We start from the raw sequence: 19,615 nt of genomic DNA on the forward strand, positions 1-19,615 counted from the left end.
CCTCGGCCCGCCGACGCCGGAGGACCGCCGCCTACCAGCCGAGGGGTTCGGGCTGCTTGTGGGGTGCGGCGGGTTCGGCTCCGGCGTCGGCGAAGGCCCGCAGGGCCTGGACGAGGCCGGTGCGCTGGCGGGCGGGCATGGCCTGGACGATGCGGCGGATCTCCTCGCGGCGGCGCTCGGTGGCCCCGACGACGGTGCGGGCGCCCTGCTCGGTGAGGGCGGCGCGCACCTCGCGCCGGTCCTCGGGGCGGGTGTCGCGCACGACCATGCCGGCGGCGGTGAGCCGCTCCAGCATGCGCATCGCGGTGGACGGGTTGACGGCGAGGTGCTCGGCCAGGCGCGAGAGGCTCATCGCACCTCTGGAGTGCAGCAGGACGAGCATCCGGAACTGGGGGAGCGTCAGCGACTCGGCGACCTCGCCGAGCGAGCGCGCCGAGATGGCGACCAGGACCCGGGAGGCGGTCAGGACCGCGGTGACCAGGTCCTCCTCGAGTCCCCCCTGGTTCGGGGAGCCGGGTCGTGATGGCGAGTGATCGTCCGTCATGGGTCCTTTCTACATCCCGGGTCCGGGCGCGCGGAGCGCGGAGTGCGCCCTCGGCGCCGTCCCCCGATCCGGCTTTCCGGGTGCCGGGTCTGGCGCACCCGGCATTTTCTTTGCATAATGCAAAGGTCTTCTTGGCGCCGGCCGTCCACTCGCACGGGTGCTCCACCGGTCGCGGCCTCGGGGACTGGGCTTCCCCCTGGAGCGACATCCCCGCCGCTCACCGCCAGTGGGTCCGCTCACGCGGCGGGCGTGCCCGCGGGGAGGTCGTAGCCCCCGCCGGGCCCGCCCGCCGTAGACGTCCCGGGCCCCTTCGAACCCACCGCCGCCGCCAGGCCCCCGGGACGGCACCCGGCTGCGCACCGCCCCCCTCACCGGGCCGCCGGCGTCGGCGTCGCGGTGCCGGTCGCCACCGCCGTCATCTCGCCTCCCGGAACGGCGAACCGCGCCCGGTCCTCCGCGCCGGGCGCCACAACCCCGCCGGCGCGGCCGACCCGCCCCTCAAGCCCGCTCGTCCGAGCGGCGGCGCAGCAGCATCATCGCGGCGTCGTCCTTGAGCGGTCCGGCCGCGTAGGCGGCGACGTCGCGGCGCAGCGCCTCCAGCGCGCCGTCCGGGTCGTCGACGGACAGCAGTCCGGAGCGCTCCAGCAGGGGGTAGAACTCGCCGGTGCGGTCGCGGGTCTCGGTGACGCCGTCGGTGTAGAGCAGCAGTTGGTCGCCCGTGCCGAGGCGCAGGCCGTGCGCCTCGGGCCCGGCGGGGCCGAGGGCGGCGAGGCCGAGCGGCGGGGCGCACCGGGCGGGTTCGGCCCACTGGGCCGCGCCGTCGGCGCGCACGACCAGCGGTGGCGGGTGGCCGTAGTTGAGGAGGGTGACGGCGCCGTCGGCGGTGATCTCGGCGAGGACCGCGCTGACGAACTCCTCGCCCTCCAGGCGCCGGTCGAGGGCGCGCTCCATCCGCGCGCCGACCGCCGCCAGGGTCGGCTCCTCGGGCGCGGCCTCGCGGAAAGCGCCCAGCGCGACGGCGGCGGTCTCCACCGCGTCCAGGCCCTTGCCCTGCACATCGCCCACCACGACCCGGGTGGTGCCCACCGCGGTCGGCACCACTTCGTAGAGGTCGCCGCCGATGCGGGCCTCGGCGGCGGCGCTGGTGTAGGAGACCGCCAGGGCCCACGGCCCGGCCGCCAGGGTGGGCACCGGGCGCAGCAGGACCCGCTGGGCGGCCTCGGCGACCGAGCGGACGTCGGCGAGTTCGCGTTCGGCCCGTCGGCGCAGTGCGGCGGCGAGGGCGGCGGCGGCGGTGACCCCGGCGACCGAGGCGAGGGCGACGGTGGCCCGCCTGCTGCCGAACATGCCGTCGTAGCAGGCGGCGGCCGTGCACAGGACGAAGGCCAGCGCGCCGACCAGCAGGGCGCGGCGGACGGTGCCGCTGACGCAGGCGAAGGCCGGGCCGATGGAGAACAGGGCGAGGTAGCCGACCTCGGGGCCCGCCGAGAGCTCGACGGCGGCGACGGCGGCCATGGCGGCGAACGGCAGCACGGGCAGCAGCAGGTCCACTCCGGTTCCGCGGGGCTGCATGGTCCCCCTTTCCGGCGGCGGGGTTCACCGCCACCGCTACTTTTGCACTGTGCAAAGTGACTGCACAAGGCCCGTCGCCGGTTCCCGGGCGCCCGCGCGGAGAGGTCCCGCCCGGCGGTGGAGGGGGTGTGGAGACCGTGCCCACCCGGGTCAGAACACCCCGACCGCCCACCGGCCCGGCACCGGGACGGGCCGGTGGCGGCGCGAACCCGTCGGGCATTCGATGCAACCCGCCGTTCGCGACGCCGGTATTACGGTCGGACGCGCGTGCGTCCGATGCGGACGACGGGAACGGCAGCGGGATGACCGATGAGGAGTTCGACGCGTTCTACGTGTCTTCGTTCTCCCTCCTGGTGAGGCAGATCTACGCCATGACAGGGGACTACAACGAGGCGCAGGACGCGGTGCAAGAAGCATTCCTGCGCGCCTGGGGGCGGCGCGGGCAACTGAGCGGCTCGGGCTCGCCCCACGCCTGGATCCGCACGGTGGCCTGGCGGCTGGCCGTCAGCCGCTGGCGGCGGGCGCGCCGGGGCCTGGACCTGGTGTTCCGCAACCACCTCCACGAGGACGCGCCCGGCCCCGGGCCCGAGCACACCGCGCTGGTCGCGGGGCTGCGCAAGCTCCCGGCGGCGCAGCGGCAGGCCATCGTCCTCTTCCACCTGTGCGATCTGACCGTGGCCGAGGTCGCCCGGGAGACCGGGGTCGCCGAGGGCACGGTCAAGGCCCGGCTCTCCCGCGGCCGTGCCGCACTGGCCGAACACCTTTCCGACCGGGACGAGAGGGAACTCATCCGTGCCTGACCACGCCGGCCCCGACACCGACGGCCTCTCCGTCGCCCTGCGGCAGCTGATCGCCGACGCTCCGTCCGCGCTTCCCCTGCCACCCGCCGAGGTTCACCGCGCCGGCGTCCGGCGCCTCCGTCGGCGCCGCATCGCGCTGGGGTCCGCGACCGTGCTCGCGGCCGCCGTCGTGATCGCCGGCGGCCTCCGGTCCGGCACCGCACCGCAGCCGTCGGCCCCGCCCGCCGCCCCGCCGTCGCCGATGGCCGGCCGGACAGCGGCCGCGGCGCCCGTCGCCGTCATCGACACCGACAGCCACCGGATGACGGTCACGGGGAACGACGGCCGCACGACGGTGCTCGACGTCACGGCGGGTCGGCCGGGCAACGAGACGCCCGGAGGACGGATGACGGTCCAGGACAAGCTCCCGAAGGTCGGGCTGTCCGACGACGGCGCCTCCGGCGGGCAGGGGGGCGCGACCGCGGACTGGTGCGTGCGGCTCGGCCGGCCCGGCAGCGCGACCCCCGCCTACGTCTGCTCGATGCCCTGGCTGCCCGCTTCCGGCATCGGCCAGGCGAACACCACCCGCGGGGCCGTGGGCCTGCTGCCGGACGACGCACGGTGGTTCTACGACCACGTCGAACCCGGCGACACCGTCGAAGTGGTCGGCTCCTCCGCCGGCGGCCCGTCCGGCGCACCGCCCTCCCCGTAGCGGGAACGGCGGCTTCCGGCCGCCGTTCCCGGACCGGTTCCGGCGGCGGCCCGGACGGCGCGGGCGGGTCGTCGAGCGGACTCTGTCACGGCTGATCCGCTACCGCGGCCCCAGCCAGGTGGCGATCTCGTCGACCACGGCGGGGGCGACGTGTCCGGGCACCGCGTACTCGGCCGGGGACGGGCGGCCGGTGCCCGGCAGGAAGAGGTGGTTGGCGTCCGGGTGGACGCGGATCGTCACGTCGCCGCGGTGCGCGAGGCCGCGCCGCCAGCGCGCCAGGTCGTCGGCGACGGTGACCTGGTAGTCCCGGCCGCCCTGGAGCAGGAGCAGCGGACGGTCCAGGGCGGCGGCGGTCGCGACCGGGTCGTAGGAGCGCAGGTCGAGCCAGTACGGGGCGGAGAACCCCAGCGGCAGGAGGCGTGCCGGGGTGTCGGGGGCGAGGTCGGGGTCGTCGACCAGGTCGGCCTTGCGGGCGAGGTCGGCCACCGCCCGGTCGGCGTCGGGGCCGGGGGCCAGGGCGGCGAGGTGGCGGGCGACCCGGACGGCGGCGCGGTGCATGGGCTCGGCGTCCGCGGCGAGCAGGACCAGTCCGGCGACCGACGGGTCGGCGGCGGCGATCCGGGGCGCCGCCTTGCCGCCCGCGCTGTGGCCGACCAGGTGGACGCGGTCGGGGTCGATGCCGGGGAGGTGCCGCAGGAGTTCGACGGCGGCGAGGGCGGACGGCAGGTACTCGTCGGCCATGGTGGAGCCGGCCGGGACGCGGCCGGGGTGGGCGAAGGCCGGCTTGTCGAAACGCAGGACGGCTGTGCGGCGGGAGGCGAGTCCCCAGGCGAGGTCCTTGAGCGGCTTGTTGGGGCCGCTGGTGCCGTCCCGGTCGAACGGTCCGCCGCCGGCGAGGAGCACCGCGGCGGGCCACGGGCCGGGTCCGGCGGGGAGGGTGAGCGTGCCGGGCACGGCGAGCGGCCCGGTGCCGAGCAGGACCTCGCGTTCGGTGAACCGGTCCTCGTGCGCGTAGGGCGGCGCCTGCCAGTCGGCGCCGTCGTGCGGGTCCAGGCGCAGCCCGTGCAGCAGGCCGTCGGCGCCGACCGAGGTGACCACGGTGAAGCCCCCGTCCGCGCAGGTGACCGGGATCCGCACCCGGACCGGGTCGGCGCCGCCGGGCTCCGGCCGGGGCTCGGCGAGGGCCCGGACGCCGCCGCGGCCGCCGGTCTCGACGGCCCAGGCCAGGCGCAGCGCCTCGGCGGGGACGGCGGCGCGCAGCGGCGGTGCGAAGAGGCCGGCGATGTCGTCGAAGCGTCCGGCCTCCAGCAGTGCGGCGAGGGTGCGTGCCGCGTCCAGTACCCCGCCCTCATCCATTCTCATGATTGAGAAAGGTATCAGGTGTGAGAAAGTTCGGGCATGGACCCCCTGAAGCTGCTCGCCCACCCCGTCCGGCTGCGGATCGTGCACGCGCTCGGCGGCGGACGGCAGTTGACCACCGCCCAGCTGTGCGCGCGCCTCCCGGACGCCTCCAAGGCCACCGTCTACCGGCACGTCGAGACGCTGGTGGGCGGCGGCGTCCTGGAGGTCGCGGAGGAGCACCGGGTGCGCGGGGCCGTCGAGCGGCACTACCGGCTGCGCCGGGACCGGGCCGCGATCGACGCCGAAACGATCCGCACGCTCACCCCGGACGACCACCGGCAGGCGTTCGCCACCGCGACGACCGCCCTGCTCGCCGAGTTCGACGCCTACCTCGACCGCGAGGGGTCGGACCCGGTGGCCGACCAGGTGGGCTACCGGCAGCACACCCTGTGGCTCAGCCCCGCCGAAATGACGGAGCTGATCGGCGAGTTGCGCGCGGCCATCGCCCCGCGCCTGGCCAACCCCCCGGCCCCCGGCCGGGCGCAGTACCTGCTCAGCCCCGTGCACTTCCCGGTCGAAGCGGCCCGGCCGGACACCGGGCACGACAGCCGCCCGTCCGGGTGACGGGCACCGGTCGGCCCTATCCGGATTCCGCCCCCGGATCCGGGTCCGAGGCCGGGGCCGGGGCCGGGGCCGGGTCCCGCGCCGGTCCGGACGCGCCGCGCTGCGGTCCGGCGGCGAGGGCGCGGTCGATCTCCCTGATGGCCCTGGCCTCTTCGGTCAGGCGGGCCTTGGCGGCTGCGACCTCCGCGAGCAGGCGGGCGGCGACCCGGTCGGCGTCCGCGCACCCGTCCGGCTCCCCGGCGCCCGCAGGGGTGCGTTCCACGCCACCACTCCTCGGCAGTTTCGGCTCTTCTCCGGGCGACCCGCCCGTCCTCGGGGAGCGCGGCGCGGGGTTCTCGGCTTCCCCGGTGGTCGAGCACGGCCCTGGGGAGGCGCTCCCGACCACCCGCGGCCCATTTTATTGCACAGTGCAAAGAATGGACAAGCACGCGCCGCCCGACGGGACGAATCCGCCGCACCGGAGCCGGGGGCACCCGGAGGCCCCCGATTCTTGCACAGTGCAAAGACAGGATCCGGCCGAGGTCCGTGCGGCCCGGCCCGACGGTCAGGCGCCGGCGTCGAGCTGTGCCTCCAGGGCGGCCAGGGTGCGGTAGCAGGACATCACCTGGGCGATGGAGGAGTCCGGCTCGCGGCCCTCGCGGATGGCGGCGACGAACTCGCGGTCCTGGAGTTCGATGCCGTCCGTCGAGACGTCGACGCCGCTGACGTCGATCGGTTCGTCCTTGCCGGTGAACAGGTCGTCGTAGCGGGCGAGGTAGGTGCCGGTGTCGCCGATGTAGCGGAAGAACGTACCGAGCGGCCCGTCGTTGTTGAACGAGAGCGACAGGGTGCAGATCGCCCCGTTCTCGGCGCGGAGCTGGATCGACATGTCCATCGCGATGCCGAGGTCGGGGTGGACCGGTCCCTGGATCGCGTTGGCCCGGACGATCGGCGAGCCGGTCTGGTACGCGAACAGGTCGACGGTGTGCGCGGCGTGGTGCCACAGCAGGTGGTCGGTCCAGGAGCGCTGCTGCCCGAGGGCGTTGAGGTTGGTGCGGCGGAAGAAGTAGGTCTGCACGTCCATCTGCTGGATGCGGAACTCGCCGGCCCGGATCCGCCGGCGCACCCACTGGTGGCTGGGGTTGAAGCGCCGGGTGTGCCCGGCCATCGCGACGAGTCCGGTGCTCCGCTGCGCGGCCAGGCACTCCTCGGCGTCGGCCAGCGAGGCGGCCAGCGGGATCTCCACCTGGACGTGCTTGCCCGCCTCCAGGCAGGCCAGGGTCTGGGCGGCGTGCATCGGGGTGGGCGTGGCGAGGACGACGGCGTCGACGTCGTCCATCGCCAGGGCCTCGTCCAGGGTGGCGACGCCCCGGCCGATGCCGTGCTCGGCGGCGAACGCCCGGGCGCGGTCGAGGGTGCTGCTCACGGCGGCGGTCACCTCGACGCCCTTGATCCGCCTGAGCGCGGCCGCGTGCTTGGCTCCGAAGGCGCCGCCGCCGGCGAGGGCGATCCGGACGGTCCGGTCGTCAGTCATGTCACTCCTTCCCGGCGGGCGTCCCGGCCCGCGGGTGGTTCTCGATGATCAGGTGTCCGACGGCCGTGTTGGAGGCCGGGACGTGGTAGAAGCGGTGCTTGACCTCGATCTCGCCGCCTGCGTCGAGGTCGCTCATCGCGCCGCGGGCGATCAGCCACATGACCAGTTCGATGCCCTCCGAGCCCGCCTCCTCGACGTACTCCAGGTGCGGCACCCGCGCCAGGCCGGCCGGGTCCCGGACCAGCCGGTCCAGGAAGGCGTTGTCCCACTCGCGGTTGATCAGGCCGGCCCGGGGGCCCTGGAGTTGGTGGCTCATGCCGCCGGTCCCCCACACCTGGACCTTCAGCGGCCGGTCGTAGGACTCGACGGCCCGGCGCAGTGCCCGGCCGAGCCGGAAGCACCTCTCGCCCGAGGGCACGGGGTACTGAACGACGTTGACGTGGAACGGGATCACCTTGCACGGCCACCGCTCGACGTCGCCGAACAGCAGGGACAGCGGGACGGTCAGGCCGTGGTCGACGCTCATCTCGTGGGCGAGGGTGAGGTCGAAGTCGTCGCGGATGAGCGAGTGCGCGATGTGCGCGGCGAGCTCGGGGTGGCCCTCGATGCCCGGGACGGGCCGCGGCCCGTAGCCCTGGCCCTGCTCGGCCCCTTCCTCAACCAGCACCTCTCCGGCGGCCCGGGCGGCATCGCGCACGTCCTGGAGCACCTCGGCCCGCCCATGGAGGAGTGGTGGGCGGACCTCGGCGCACCGCGCCTCACCCCCGAACTGACGCACGCCGTCCGCGAAGGCGTCAGGGAGGAGCTGGCCGGCACCCCGGAGGCCGGCCTGGTCGCGGAACGCGACGCCCTCCTCTCCCTCCTCCTCGACGCCAAGAACCGGACCGACCACCTGTGGGCACCCCCGTGAACCCCACCGATGCGGTCGCCGTCGACTTCCACGTCCACGTGGAGCAGGACGCCCACGGGCACCTCGCGCTCGACGCGGAGCTGATGGACGCCTCGGCCGCCTACTTCAAGTCCGGCCAGGACCGCACCCCGACCGTCGAACACCTGGCCGCCCACTACCGCGAGCACCGCGTGGCCGCCGTGATCTTCACGGTCGACGCCACCACCGGCCTGGGCCGCCCCGCCCTGTCCAGCGAGGAGATCGCCGAGGCGGCCGCCGCCCACCCCGACGTCCTCGTCCCGTTCGGCTCCGTCGACCCGCACCGGCCCGACGCCGTCGCCCGGGCCCGCTCGCTCGCTCGCTCGTCCGCGACCACGGCGTCCGCGGCTTCAAGTTCCACCCCGGCCTCCAGGCCTTCGCACCGAACGCCCCCGAGCACTACCCGCTCTACGAGGCGATCCAGGAACTGGGCGTCCCCGCCCTCTTCCACACCGGCCAGACCGGCATCGGCGCGGGCCTGCCCGGTGGGCGCGGCATCAAGCTGCGCCGGTCCGACCCGATGCTGCTGGACGGCGTCGCCGCCGACTTCCCCGGCCTGACGATCGTCCTGGCGCACCCGTCGGTGCCCTGGCAGGACGAGACGATCTCCATCGCCACGCACAAGGCCAACGTGTACATCGACCTGTCCGGATGGTCACCGAAGTACTTCCCGCCGCAACTGGTGGAGGCCGCCGGGTCCTTCCTCCGGCACAAGGTGCTGTTCGGCTCGGACTACCCCGTCGTCACACCCGACCGCTGGCTGGCCGACTTCGACACCCTCGGCCTCAAGCCGGAGGTCCGCCCGCTGATCCTCAAGGAGAACGCCGCCCGCGTCCTGAACCTCTGACGACGCGCCCTCCGCCGCCCTCGGCGGACGTGGTTCCCAGGAGGTCCGCCACCAGGGTGCGGGATCGTCGAAGAAGTTCGCAGGCCGGTCCGGTCGCGGGGTACTGAAGTCAGGGTTGTTGCAGGAAGGCGACGGGACCGACCGCCGGACCGGATGGCGGGCCTCTCCGGTCACCACGGCAGTACCGGGTAGTACCTGTGCCAAACCGGCAGTACGCAGTACCAGTAGTTCGCAGGATGTCATTTGACCGAGAGGAAGAACGGAGGGCGCAAACGCCATCAGGATCGCCCGGCCCGTGAGATGAAGCAGTTCTCGTCCGGGCGGACACCGCAGACCCCTCGAAGCACGAAGGACGGTGGTTTCCGGTCACGCATACGCGATCCCCGCAGGTCCCCTCCCCCGGGGCGGTGCGGAACAAGGAACCCGGCCAGAGCCGGTAGATGGTGTTGTTTCCCCTTCGGGGCCCCGGAGCCGCCACGGCGCCGGGGCCCCTCCACGCGTTCCTGAAACCCACTCGAAGAGGTGCAGTGACCACGACCACCAACCGACCCATCACCGCAAGCAGTTTCGACGACGACCACCCCGCCTGCACCATGGGCCGCGCCGCCGAGATGACCGCCACCACCGCCGGCTTCCTGCGCGCCCTCGGCGAACACCGCCTCATCACCCCGCTGCGCTCCGAAGGCGGCCACCGCCGCTACTCCCGCTACCAGCTGCGCATCGCCATGCGCGCCCGCGACCTCGTCGACCAGGGCACCCCCATCGAAGCGGCCTGCCGCATCATCATCCTCGAGGACCAACTCGAAGAAGCCCTGCGCATCAACGAGCAACTGCGCCGCAGCCAGAGCGGACCGGACTCGGCGGCCGACACCTGACCCCCACCGTGGACGACCTCGGCCGGGACACCGCCACGTCCCGATCACTGTCACGGCAGCCGCCCCACGGCCGGGGAGAACCGGGGCTGTCGTTCCGGGCGGGCCGTCGCAACCCTGCCGAACCGCACCGGCACGGCCCGAGTCCTGCGTGTGGACTCGTGACCCACACCGCCGCTCCCGGACGACCCCGGCCCGTGCAGCGCCGCACGGTCCCGGCACACCCGTCCCTTTGGCAGCCGCCGCCGCCTCGGGCCCGGCCCGACGGTAGGCGGTCCGGCGTCGACCGGCGGGTGCCTTCGGCCGGTCCTAGAAGTCGAGGAGGCCGACGGCGTGGCCGTCGTGGTCCACCACCGGCCACGTGTCCAGACCTCGGGCGCGCATGGCGGCGAGGGCGTCCGAGGCCGGCATGTCGGCGGTGGCGAACGGGGCGCGGTCGAGGGCGATGTCGCGGACCGGGGTGCGCTCGGTGTACCAGGACCGGGCCTGGAACGGCGCGAGGTGGAGCCGGGTCAGCAGCCCGGCGCAGCGGCCGTCGTCGGCGCGGACCAGGACGTGGTCCGCACCGGAGCTGTGCAGGATGTCCATCGCGGTGTCGGCGGTGACGTCGTCGCCGATCTGCAGTTCCGGGTGTTTCATGAGGTCGCCGACCGTGGTGATGGTCGCGGGCCGTTCGAGGCTGATGGTCATGGGCGTTGTCCTTCGGGTCGTCGCCGCCGACGAGGGCGGTGGTCCGGGTGCTGGCGGGGGCGGGCTGACGGTGGTTCGCAGCGTGCGGTGGGGCCGTGACGGGCGGGGCCGGACGTGCGGCCCCAGGGCGTGCGAGCGGGCACCGTGTCACGGTCCGGCCCGTACGGCGCGCTAACCGGCGAGGGCGGTGGGCTCGGGCATCCCGGTGCGGGAGCCGGCGACAGCACGTGCGGCGCGAGAAGCCCGGCGGCGCCGGTTACGGCTCGTGGAGGTGCTGCGGCGCGGGCGTTCGACGACCGGATCGGCGATCACGGTGGGGATGCCGGTGGGCACGCGGGCGCCGGTGATCCGGGCCAGTTCCTCGTCTCCGGCGCTGACGCGGGTGGTGACGGGGGTGATGGCGGCGGTGGTCATCATGCGGGCCGTCTCGCGGCGCTGGTCGGGCAGGACCAGGGTGACGACGGTGCCGGACTCGCCGGCCCGGGCGGTGCGTCCGCCGCGGTGCAGGTAGTCCTTGTGGTCGGCGGGCGGGTCCAGGTTGACGACCAGGTCGAGGCCGTCGACGTGGATGCCGCGGGCGGCGACGTTGGTGGCGATCAGGGCGGTGACCTGGCCGTTGCGGAACTGCTCCAGGGTGCGGGTGCGCTGCGGCTGGGACTTGCCGCCGTGCAGGGCCGCGGCCTTGACCCCGTTGGCGAGCAGGTCCCGCACCAGGCGGTCGGCGCCGTACTTGGTGTCGGTGAACATGATGACCCCGCCGTCGCGGGAGGCGATGTGCGCGATCGTGGCGGCCTTGTCGGAGCTGTGCACGTGCAGCACGTGGTGTTCCATCGTGCTGACCGCGCCCGCGGACGGGTCCACCGAGTGCGTGACCGGGTCCTTCAGGAAGCGGCGGACCAGGCGGTCGACGTTGCGGTCCAGGGTGGCGGAGAACAGCATCGTCTGGCAGCCTTCGGCGACCTGGTCGAGGAGGGCGATCACCTGCGGCAGGAAACCCACGTCGGCCATCTGGTCGGCCTCGTCCAGGACCGTGGTGCCGACTCCGTCCAACCGGCAGTCACCGCGCTGGACCAGGTCCGCGAGCCGTCCGGGGGTGGCGACCACGACCTCGGCGCCGCGGCTCAGCGCCTGGGCCTGGCGTCCGATGGACACCCCGCCGACCACCGTGGCCAGGCGCAGGCGCACCGCGTGGGCGTACGGGGTGAGGGCCTCGGTCACCTGCTGCGCGAGTTCGCGGGTGGGGACCAGGACCAGCGCCAGCGGTCGACCCGGTTCGGCCTTCCGGCCGGCGGTGCGGGCCAGCAGGGCGAGGCCGAACGCGAGGGTCTTGCCGGAGCCGGTGCGGCCGCGACCGAGCACGTCGCGGCCGGCCAGCGAGTTCGGCAGCGTCGCGGCCTGGATCGGGAACGGCGAGGTGACGCCCTGGCGGGTCAGCGTCGCCAGCAGCGCCCCCGGCATGTCCAGCTCGTCGAAGGACTCGACGGCCGGCAGCGCCGGGGTCGTGCTCGTCGGCAGCGCGAACTCGCCCTGCACGGAAGGCTTCTGACGGCTGCGGCGGTCGGCGGCGCTCCGGCCGCCGACGGGCCGGCCACCGTGGAAGGAGCCACCGGAGCGGGAGCCTGCGGCGGAACGGGAGCGGGAACCCTGCTGCGGGAAGCGACTGGAACTGTTCATGCGGGAGACCTTCCTCGGGACGGCACGTCACGAGGAGGGCTCCGCGGCGCTGGGCGGAGGCCGCAAGGAAACGGGCCGGAAGTATGACGGGCGGGGCGTGGACGGTGGAACCGTGCGGCACGTCACCTGCGGTCGGCGCTCACCGGGAAGAGGTGGGAGCGAAGAACCTCGAACCGTGGAATGACACGGCAGGGCGGCGATCCGTACGCGGCGCCGGGCGCCTCGCGTGGGGATGACCGCCGATGGCGGGGCCGGGACTGGCCGGGACGTGCGTCGTGGCGCAATGCCGAGGGGCCCGCACCGAGCGTGTACGCGGTGCGGGCCCCTCGCTGCCGGGCGGGCGCCGTGGCAGGAAAACTACAGCGGACGGATGTTCTCGGCCTGCGGGCCCTTCTGGCCCTGCGCGACGTCGAACTCGACCTTCTGGCCCTCGAGCAGCTCACGGAAGCCGCCGGCGTTGATGTTCGAGTAGTGGGCGAACACGTCCGGGCCGCCACCCTCCTGCTCGATGAAGCCGAAGCCCTTTTCCGCGTTGAACCACTTCACAGTGCCATTAGCCATAAATAAATCTCCTTCAAGGGGCTGTCCGAAGTCCGCACGGTACCGACTCCGAGATGCCGCGATGATGACCCACCCGGAACGAAACCGGAAAAAAATACGCCCGCGACACCTCAGCAGACGTAAAGAAATCTCATGGGAACCACTACTGCAACTACATGCGACTCTAGCAGGCCGATGCGTTCCGTGGTGGATATTTCACCGCGGGCTCCCTGGGAAACCGGCTTCCGACCTGCCGCCCCGGAGCCGTCGACGCGGTCAACACACCGCGCCACCAGGCACATCGATGACAAGAACGCACGCCGCACCCACCCCGGAATCTCCCCGGCAGTTGCGACGCGGACGGAACGGGAGCGGCTGCGCACGGACTGCCTCGCGGCAGCCCCGGCCGTCGGCCGCCGCGCCGTCCGCGCCCGGCGGCAGCCCCGGCCGTCGGCCGCCGCGCCGTCCGCGTCCGGCGGCGGCGCAGGCGGCGCAGGCGGCGGACGACCCCACTCGAATTCCGGCATGCAGGATTTCCAGGCCGGCGCTGCCCGGATTCGCTCCGCAACGACCGCCGCGCCCGGGAACCGGCACGAATCTCGGCGGTTCGGGAGCGGACCGAACCCGCTTTGGTGAAGGAGCAGTTCAAGGAGGAGGTCGAGCAGCGCACCGGCGAGGTCGCGGCCGTGCTCGACGGGTCGGAGGGGGTGCTGCGCGACCGGGCGGGCGGTGCACCCCTGCGTGGTGAGCACGGTGGTCGAACGCGCGGACTTCGCCGAACCCGCCCTGGACGAGCCGAGGTTGGATCCGCAGCACTGCCTGCGCAACCTGCGGGTGGTGGCCTCCCGGCACCCGTACGACCTGGGACCCGTGCCGCCGGTCGTCGACTTCGACCCGGCCCGGTTCAAGATCGCGGCTGACAGCGCCGTCGTCGGCCCGCTCGACAGCCGCCCCGGCCTGCTGCGGATGGACCCGTTCGCGGGGGACGGGTTCGTTGCGAGCAGGGCGCTCAGCAGGGCGAAGCGGAACCAGCCGTCGAGTTGGGGCACGGGCTCGGCGTCGAACCAGCAGTCAGCGGCTTGCGGATCCGATGGGGCCTCCAGGAGGATCGCGGTGGGGCGCGGATCGCCGGAGGGCAGCGGGGCAAGGGCCGCGCAGGCCCGGATCGCCGGGTCCGGGTCGGTGAGCGGGTCACTTCCCGCTCAGCCGGACCGACTCGGGCGGCCTCTTCGTATCCGCCGCGTCCGCGCTCGGCGCCGTGATCATCTTTCGCGAGGCGACGGAGCGCAACACCGGGTTTCCGCCGTGGACCTCGTCTGCCGCGCCCCGGCCGGCGCGGTGCCCTCGGAGGAGCGATCGACGAGCACCGCTGTTCCGCTCTATCCGGCGGTCTCCACCAGCACGATCTGGACGAGATAGGGGAGGACCGCGACCGCCTGGGGGTCGTGGTCGAGCAGCACCGCGACCGGTGCCCGGCCGTGGGCCCGCAGTGCCTCGACCGGGCGCGCCCAGCGGGGCGGGTCGAGGGGAGCGCGCGGTGCGGCCGGTCGCCGCTCCTGCTCGACGCCGATCGCCGGGGCGGTGGAGGGTACCGAACCGGACATCGCCGCGACCCGTGACTTCTGTGCCAGCAGCGCCTCGCAGTGCTGCGCCAACCCGGTCTCCACAGCGGAGATCCAGGTGAGCCCGGCAGCCGCACCCACCGGGGGACGGAACGGGGGCCGGGGAAGCGGCGGCGCGCCGAAGGCGTCCTCGCGCGGTATCCGGCGCAGCGAGCCGGTGGCCAGGTCCAGCCCCCAGACCGGGGGCTGCTCCTCGGACGAGCATGCGGGCCGGTGGGCCGCCAGCGCGCCGTAGGCGGCGAGAGCCGTGAGGGCGGCGGCGGTGCGATCCTCGCCGGGGTCCTGCCCGCTGCCCGCGGCGGCTGCGCCGAGCACCGCGCCCAACAGGCCGGTGTGGTCCCGGGCCACCCCGTCCGCCCGGGCAAGGAACTGCCCGGCGTCCACCGCCTCCCCGCCGATGCGCTGCAGGAAGGCTGCCCGCGCCTCCGCCTGGGTGGTCCCCCGCCGGCTGCCGCCGTACGGGTCCGCGGCGGAGGCGTCCGATCGCAGCTCCATGGCCCTCCCTCCTCCGGGCTCCCGCTGTCGGTGAGCCTCTCGGTCCATGGAATACGGACTGGATATCCGCCGGATCATCCCGCGATATAAGCCGCTCCCCGGGAGCTGTCCCGGATGACGAGGGTGCAGCACTTCGCGCCGCCACCGTCCTTCAGCGGAGAAGGCTTCCGGGTCGTACATGATCTCGTCGCCGTCGAGCACGGTCAGGACCGTGTCGAGGTGGTAGAACCGCGGGTCCACGAGTTCCGGACTGATCACCGGGCGCCCGAAGAACTCCTGCGCCTCCGCGTAGGCGGAGCGGCACATCAGGTACCGGCGGGGGCGGGCGGTGCGGACCCGCGGGAAATCATTCATGGCAGGGTTCCTTCGACGGGATGCGGCAGACGGCACGGTGCGCGGACGGCATGGTGCGGAGGCGTCACCCGGTCCTGACGCACGGGCCCCGGACAGGTGAGGTGAGGTGGCGTCCTCGGCATCGGCAGCCGGGCCGCTCACGGAGGTCGCCGATCGAGGGTCGACCGGCTCGGGGCCGGCCGCAGGGGGACGCCGAGAATGTGTGTCGGCGCGGAATCACACGCATTTGCCGGGGCGTCGGCGAAACCGCCCGGGCCGGGAAGCGGGATCCGAGTACTCGGAATCCTCGGGCGCATCAGCGGCCCGATCATGGCACATCCGGGTGCCTGCGGGTGGGCCCGGTATCCGCCTTTCTTCCTGGTTGTGATGTTCCCGTGGAGGTTGCCGGTGCACTACATTGTCAGGGTTGGGGGGGTGTCCAACGGACTGCGCTACAGCTCAAGTGGCTTGCCATGCAATCGATTCGGGCCGCAGAGGACCCTCTTCTGACGGCCCCTTCGATCAGCTGCGATCCGCGTCCCGACGCCACCGTTCCCGCAGGCGTCCAGGTCACGTGGTCCAAGTCGGTGGGGAAGGGAACATGGTGGAGGACATCAGATTCTCCGTGCTCGGGCCCGTGCGCATGCATCGGGGCGAGACCGTTCTCCCGTCCCGGTCGCCACAGCTGCAGGCTCTTCTGGTGGCCCTGCTGCTCCGTCCCGGACGATCGGCCTCGGCGCATGAATTGATCACGGCGATCTGGGGCGAATCCTCCCCGGATTCCGCTCTGTCGAGCCTGCGCACGTACGCGTGGCGCCTGCGCCAGGCCCTGGAGGTCGACCGTACCGACCCCAAGTTACTCATTTCCCTGCACGACGGATACCAGTTGATGGTTGCTCCGGACTCGGTGGACGCGAACTGCGCGGACAAGCTGGCCGCCGACGCCGCACGTGCCCGTTCACAGGGCCGGGACGACGACTGCAGCCGACTGCTGGACGAGGCCCTGGGACTGTGGCAGGGCGAACCCTTGTCGGGTGTTCCGGGACCCTACGCGGACCAGCAGCGTTCACGGCTCAACGAACTCCGGCGGGGTCTGCTGGAAGAGCGTTTCGGCCACAATCTCCGATTGGGGCGGAACTCGGCCGTCATACCCGAGCTCACCGCGTTCATAGCCGAAAACCCGCTGCAGGAAAGGCCCTACGGGTTCCTGATGCGGGCGCTGTACGCCTCCGGCCGCCAGGCCGACGCGCTGGCGGTGTTCGCCCGGGCCCGGCACGTCCTGGCCGAGGAACTGGGCGTCGATCCCGGGCCGGAATTGACCGCACTCCATGCCCGCGTCCTGGCCGGCGACCCACTGCTCAGCGCTGCCGCGCACAGGCAGGGGCAGCAGCAGGCCCAGCAGGAGCCGGAGCCGGTCCCCGCACCGCGGGCGGCCCGGCCGGACGAGGTGTCCGCACCGGTCGGAACGGACGCGGAGGATGCGCCCGGGAGCGGCGGCAGCCCCCACCTGGTCTCCCGACCCGCCCAACTTCCGGCGGACACGGCTGATTTCACCGGGCGCACAGCCGAGGTGACCGACCTGTGCCGGGTACTCACCAGCACCACCAGGACGTCGCTGCCCGTGGTGTCCGTCGCGGGCATGGGCGGCATCGGGAAGACCACGCTGGCGCTGCGGGTCGCCCATCTGGCCAAGCCCCGGTTCACCGATGGACAGCTGTACGCCGACCTGGGCGGCAACGGGCTGGAGCCCGCCGAGCCGGGGACGGTCCTGGGCAGCCTGCTGACGACGCTGGGGGTTCCGGGGCACGCCCTCCCCAACGCGACCGAGGACCGCGCGCGCCTCTTCCGCTCCGTGCTCGACGGGCGGCGCATCCTGCTCCTGCTCGACAACGCCCGGGATCCGGCACAGGTCAGACCGCTGTTACCGGGCTCGGCCGACTGTGCGGTGATCGTCACCAGCCGAGCCCGACTCACCGGGCTGCCCACCTCCGCCCAGGCCGATCTGAACGTCTTCACGACCGACGAGGCCACCGGCCTGCTGCGCTCGATCGTCGGCGAGGAGCGCATCACCGACGAGCATGCCGCCACCGAACTGGTGACGGCCTGCGGGCATCTTCCGCTGGCCGTCCGGATCGTGGCCGCGCGACTGGCCGCCCGCCCGCAGTGGCAGGTCGAGACGATGACCCGCCGGCTTGCCGACCAACGCCGTCGCATCGGTGAACTGCGGGCCGGGGACCTGGCGGTGGCCGCGGCCTTCGAACTCGGCTACCGCCAACTGACGGCCGATCAGGCCAGGGCGTTCCGGCTGCTCGCGCCCGCGACCCGGACCGGTATCGGACTGGCTGCCGCCGCCGCGGCCCTCGATCTCGCCGAGGAGGATGCCGAGGACCTGCTGGAAGCACTGGTGGACGCCGCCATGCTGGAGGCGCCCCTGCCCGGCCGGTACCGGTTCCACGATCTGGTCCGCGCCTTCGCGCTGCAGCTCCCGGCTCCCCCGCCCTCCGAGGACGACGACGAGCGCGGTGCGGCGCTGAGCCGGATGCTCGACCACCTGCTCGCCGGAGGATCCACCGCCTTCCGGCACATGGTTCCGGGCGACCCGGTCGGCGTCTTCCTGGTCCGCAGCCCCGCCGCGGGTCCGCAGCTCGACTCGCTGGCGGAGGCACGGGCCTGGGTGGCCACCGAGTTCGACTGCATCACCAATGCGGTGACCCTGGCCGCCCAGAGCCCGTCCGGGCCCGAAGGCCGGCTGCTGCGCACGGCGACCGACCTGCTGGTCGCCCTGAGTCCGTACGGCAAGGGCATTCCCTACGGCCAACTGGCCGAGGCCGCCCGGACGGTGGCGGAGACGGCGGCCCTGCGGGGCGACGACCGCGCGGAAGGCCGGGCCCGCTTCGTCTGCGGCAACGCCGCTCTGCAGAACATTCAGCTGGCGGAGGCCGACCTGCACATCCGGCTGGCGACCGAGGCCTGCCTACGCGCGGACGACCGGGTCATCCTCCAGCAGACCCTCAACGACCAGGGTCTGATCGCCCAGTTCCAGCAGAACTACGCCGACGCTGTCCGCTTCTACGACCGGGGGACGCTGCTCGCCCGGGAGTTGGGACACCACTCCGGCGAACTGGCGACCATCCTCAACGCCGCGCAGGCCCGCCTTCGCAGCGGAAGGGCCGAGGAGGCACTGCAGGCCTGCGACGAAGCCCTGGTCGCCCTGCGCGCGGTGGCGGACCGGAACGGAATCGCCTACGCCCACTACGTCCGCGGTCTGGCCCTGCACGAGTTGGAGCGCTACGACGGCGCCGCCGCGAGTTACCTGAGCTGTCTGGCGCTCTGCGAGGCCGAGGGCATCCGGGGCCGGGAAGCGCAGGCGCGGCTCCGCCTCGCGGACACCTTGCGGGTGACGGGCGAGTCCGTCGAGGCGCTGTCCCAGGCCCAGCAGGCGCTGGCCCTCTGCGAGGAGCTGGGCGCGGAACGCGACCGCGGGCACGCGCTGGTCGTGCTCAGCCATGTCCTCGCCGACCTGGGCGAGCTCCGGTCCGCACTGGCCCGGGCCGTGCAGGCACACGCCGTGTTCACCGGGCTGGGGCTCCCGGACGCCGTTCGGGCGGGAGCCCTCGTCGCCGACCTCGAACTGGCTCAGGGGCCGGCGAACGACTGAATCACCGGGTACCGCCGCGGTACCCGTGCCGGCCTCAGCCCGTGCTGTTCCACTCGCCGGCCGGCGCCGGGGTCGGACTGGAGACCGGCGCCGGGGTCGGGATCGACCCGTCGGCCTGCACGGTCACCGACCGGCCCGACATCGGGGCGCCGGGGTGAACCGGGGCCGCCGAGACCGCGAGGGCCAGGGCGGACGCGCATCCGGCCGCGGCCACGGCCGCACCGACACGCAGCGCCAGTGACTGTATCGATCGCTTCATCGGAGTGTCCGTTCACTCGGGGGGCTGGGTTCGAGCAACAGTCTTCTCGCGCTCGATCTCACGCTGATACACGCCCGATCGCCGACCCCTCTCCCGCTCCGATCGGCCCGCCCGGGGCTCCGCGATCCGGCGTATATCGGCGCTGTGGAACATCGTCGTCATGACGGACCGGGCCGGCGGCCGCAGGGCCCCGGCCGGGATGCGGCGATCGGGCAGGGGTGTACGGCACCTCGACCGACATCAGCGGCCCCACCCGAGCACCTGCCGCCTCCCGGGCCGTCTTCACCGCACCCGCCTGCTCCTGGGAGAGGAACGAAACGCCATGACCGACGTGACCGAGGACCTGCAGACCTACCTGGTGGTCGTCAACCACGAGGAGCAGTACTCCGTGTGGCGCTCCGACCGTGAGCTGCCCAACGGCTGGAACGCCGTCGGATCGCCGGCCGGCCGGGCCGAGTGCCTCGCCCGCATCGAGGAGCTGTGGACGGACATGCGTCCGCTCAGCGTCCGCTGACCCGATCACCGCTCAGCACGATCCGCGCACAGCACCCGGGCCGGGCCGCTCAGATCGGCGGCCCCGGCCCGGGTGATCGGAGAAAGCCCTCGGCCCTG

At 73.5% G+C, this 19,615-nt stretch carries 18 protein-coding genes and 2 pseudogenes; 9 read left to right on the top strand and 11 right to left on the bottom strand.

Going from position 1 to position 19,615, the window contains the following annotated elements:
- Positions 1–31: 31 nt before the first annotated feature.
- Together EDD39_RS31270 and EDD39_RS31275 are read right to left on the bottom strand one after the other, a co-directional pair.
- Entirely contained in the window at positions 32–544 is a 513-nt protein-coding gene (locus tag EDD39_RS31270; RefSeq protein WP_123562505.1) for a MarR family winged helix-turn-helix transcriptional regulator, read from the bottom strand.
- 498 nt (positions 545–1,042) lie between these two features.
- Complete coding sequence (locus tag EDD39_RS31275) at positions 1,043–2,116, bottom strand: PP2C family protein-serine/threonine phosphatase (protein WP_123562507.1); 1,074 nt, start codon at positions 2,114–2,116, stop codon at positions 1,043–1,045.
- Between the two features lie 302 nt (positions 2,117–2,418).
- On the opposite strand from EDD39_RS31275, the gene EDD39_RS31280 reads away from it, so the two are divergent.
- Together EDD39_RS31280 and EDD39_RS31285 are read left to right on the top strand one after the other, a co-directional pair.
- Positions 2,419–2,916 carry a SigE family RNA polymerase sigma factor gene (locus tag EDD39_RS31280; RefSeq protein ID WP_123562509.1) on the top strand — a complete coding sequence of 166 codons (498 nt, stop codon included), beginning with the start codon at positions 2,419–2,421 and terminating at the stop codon, positions 2,914–2,916.
- On the top strand, positions 2,909–3,607 hold the full coding sequence (locus tag EDD39_RS31285) for a L,D-transpeptidase (protein ID WP_123562511.1): 699 nt from the start codon (positions 2,909–2,911) through the stop codon (positions 3,605–3,607). Before EDD39_RS31280 ends, EDD39_RS31285 begins: the two co-directional genes overlap by 8 nt.
- 99 nt (positions 3,608–3,706) lie before the next feature.
- On the opposite strand, the gene EDD39_RS31290 is transcribed toward EDD39_RS31285, so the two are convergent.
- Entirely contained in the window at positions 3,707–4,969 is a 1,263-nt protein-coding gene (locus tag EDD39_RS31290; RefSeq protein ID WP_123562513.1) for an alpha/beta hydrolase family protein, read from the bottom strand.
- A 36-nt stretch (positions 4,970–5,005) separates the two neighbouring features.
- On the opposite strand from EDD39_RS31290, the gene EDD39_RS31295 reads away from it, so the two are divergent.
- On the top strand, positions 5,006–5,572 hold the full coding sequence (locus EDD39_RS31295) for a helix-turn-helix domain-containing protein (protein ID WP_123562515.1): 567 nt from the start codon (positions 5,006–5,008) through the stop codon (positions 5,570–5,572).
- 16 nt (positions 5,573–5,588) lie between these two features.
- Here EDD39_RS31295 and EDD39_RS31300 read toward each other — a convergent pair whose 3' ends face one another.
- The 3 genes from EDD39_RS31300 to EDD39_RS31310 all read right to left on the bottom strand — a co-directional run bounded on the left by EDD39_RS31300 (position 5,589) and on the right by EDD39_RS31310 (position 7,782).
- On the bottom strand, positions 5,589–5,834 hold the full coding sequence (locus EDD39_RS31300; RefSeq protein ID WP_123562516.1) for a hypothetical protein: 246 nt from the start codon (positions 5,832–5,834) through the stop codon (positions 5,589–5,591).
- Positions 5,835–6,116: 282 nt separating this feature from the next.
- Positions 6,117–7,085, bottom strand: coding sequence for a Gfo/Idh/MocA family oxidoreductase (locus EDD39_RS31305; protein ID WP_123562518.1), 969 nt, complete (start codon positions 7,083–7,085; stop codon positions 6,117–6,119).
- Position 7,086: 1 nt separating this feature from the next.
- Positions 7,087–7,782 carry a class III extradiol dioxygenase subunit beta gene (locus tag EDD39_RS31310; RefSeq protein ID WP_244257378.1) on the bottom strand — a complete coding sequence of 232 codons (696 nt, stop codon included), beginning with the start codon at positions 7,780–7,782 and terminating at the stop codon, positions 7,087–7,089.
- A 24-nt stretch (positions 7,783–7,806) separates the two neighbouring features.
- Between EDD39_RS31310 and EDD39_RS31315 the strand changes: the two genes are divergently transcribed.
- From EDD39_RS31315 to EDD39_RS41565, 3 genes and pseudogenes are all read left to right on the top strand, one after another.
- Positions 7,807–7,995 carry a hypothetical protein gene (locus tag EDD39_RS31315; RefSeq protein ID WP_123562520.1) on the top strand — a complete coding sequence of 63 codons (189 nt, stop codon included), beginning with the start codon at positions 7,807–7,809 and terminating at the stop codon, positions 7,993–7,995.
- Positions 7,992–8,860, top strand: a pseudogene (locus EDD39_RS31320) (amidohydrolase family protein). Before EDD39_RS31315 ends, EDD39_RS31320 begins: the two are co-directional and overlap by 4 nt.
- Before the next feature lie 593 nt (positions 8,861–9,453).
- Positions 9,454–9,735: a MerR family transcriptional regulator gene (locus EDD39_RS41565; protein ID WP_244257438.1), complete on the top strand. Its 282-nt coding sequence runs from the start codon at positions 9,454–9,456 to the stop codon at positions 9,733–9,735.
- A 306-nt stretch (positions 9,736–10,041) separates the two neighbouring features.
- On the opposite strand, the gene EDD39_RS31330 is transcribed toward EDD39_RS41565, so the two are convergent.
- From EDD39_RS31330 to EDD39_RS31340, 3 genes are all read right to left on the bottom strand, one after another.
- The gene (locus tag EDD39_RS31330; RefSeq protein WP_123562524.1) at positions 10,042–10,422 is read right to left on the bottom strand and encodes a CBS domain-containing protein; all 381 of its coding nucleotides are present in this window, start codon (positions 10,420–10,422) and stop codon (positions 10,042–10,044) included.
- Positions 10,423–10,593: 171 nt separating this feature from the next.
- On the bottom strand, positions 10,594–12,096 hold the full coding sequence (locus EDD39_RS31335; protein WP_123562526.1) for a DEAD/DEAH box helicase: 1,503 nt from the start codon (positions 12,094–12,096) through the stop codon (positions 10,594–10,596).
- 357 nt (positions 12,097–12,453) lie between these two features.
- Positions 12,454–12,657 carry a cold-shock protein gene (locus EDD39_RS31340; protein ID WP_123562528.1) on the bottom strand — a complete coding sequence of 68 codons (204 nt, stop codon included), beginning with the start codon at positions 12,655–12,657 and terminating at the stop codon, positions 12,454–12,456.
- A gap of 723 nt (positions 12,658–13,380) precedes the next feature.
- Between EDD39_RS31340 and EDD39_RS31345 the strand changes: the two genes are divergently transcribed.
- A complete protein-coding gene (locus EDD39_RS31345) occupies positions 13,381–14,055 on the top strand; it encodes a hypothetical protein (RefSeq protein WP_148089564.1) in 675 nt (224 codons plus the stop codon).
- Positions 14,056–14,897: 842 nt separating this feature from the next.
- Here the strand turns inward: EDD39_RS31345 and EDD39_RS31350 are convergent.
- A pseudogene (locus EDD39_RS31350) lies at positions 14,898–15,050 on the bottom strand (amidinotransferase); the annotation flags it as partial.
- A gap of 637 nt (positions 15,051–15,687) precedes the next feature.
- Here EDD39_RS31350 and EDD39_RS31355 point away from each other — a divergent pair.
- Positions 15,688–18,744, top strand: coding sequence for an AfsR/SARP family transcriptional regulator (locus EDD39_RS31355; protein ID WP_244257379.1), 3,057 nt, complete (start codon positions 15,688–15,690; stop codon positions 18,742–18,744).
- A 34-nt stretch (positions 18,745–18,778) separates the two neighbouring features.
- Here the strand turns inward: EDD39_RS31355 and EDD39_RS39085 are convergent, their stop codons facing one another.
- Complete coding sequence (locus EDD39_RS39085) at positions 18,779–19,003, bottom strand: hypothetical protein (protein ID WP_148089565.1); 225 nt, start codon at positions 19,001–19,003, stop codon at positions 18,779–18,781.
- A 322-nt stretch (positions 19,004–19,325) separates the two neighbouring features.
- On the opposite strand from EDD39_RS39085, the gene EDD39_RS31360 reads away from it, so the two are divergent.
- The gene (locus tag EDD39_RS31360) at positions 19,326–19,517 is read left to right on the top strand and encodes an MbtH family protein (RefSeq protein ID WP_123562532.1); all 192 of its coding nucleotides are present in this window, start codon (positions 19,326–19,328) and stop codon (positions 19,515–19,517) included.
- Positions 19,518–19,615: the final 98 nt, after the last annotated feature.

The organism is Kitasatospora cineracea (assembly GCF_003751605.1).
GTDB lineage: Bacteria > Actinomycetota > Actinomycetes > Streptomycetales > Streptomycetaceae > Kitasatospora > Kitasatospora cineracea.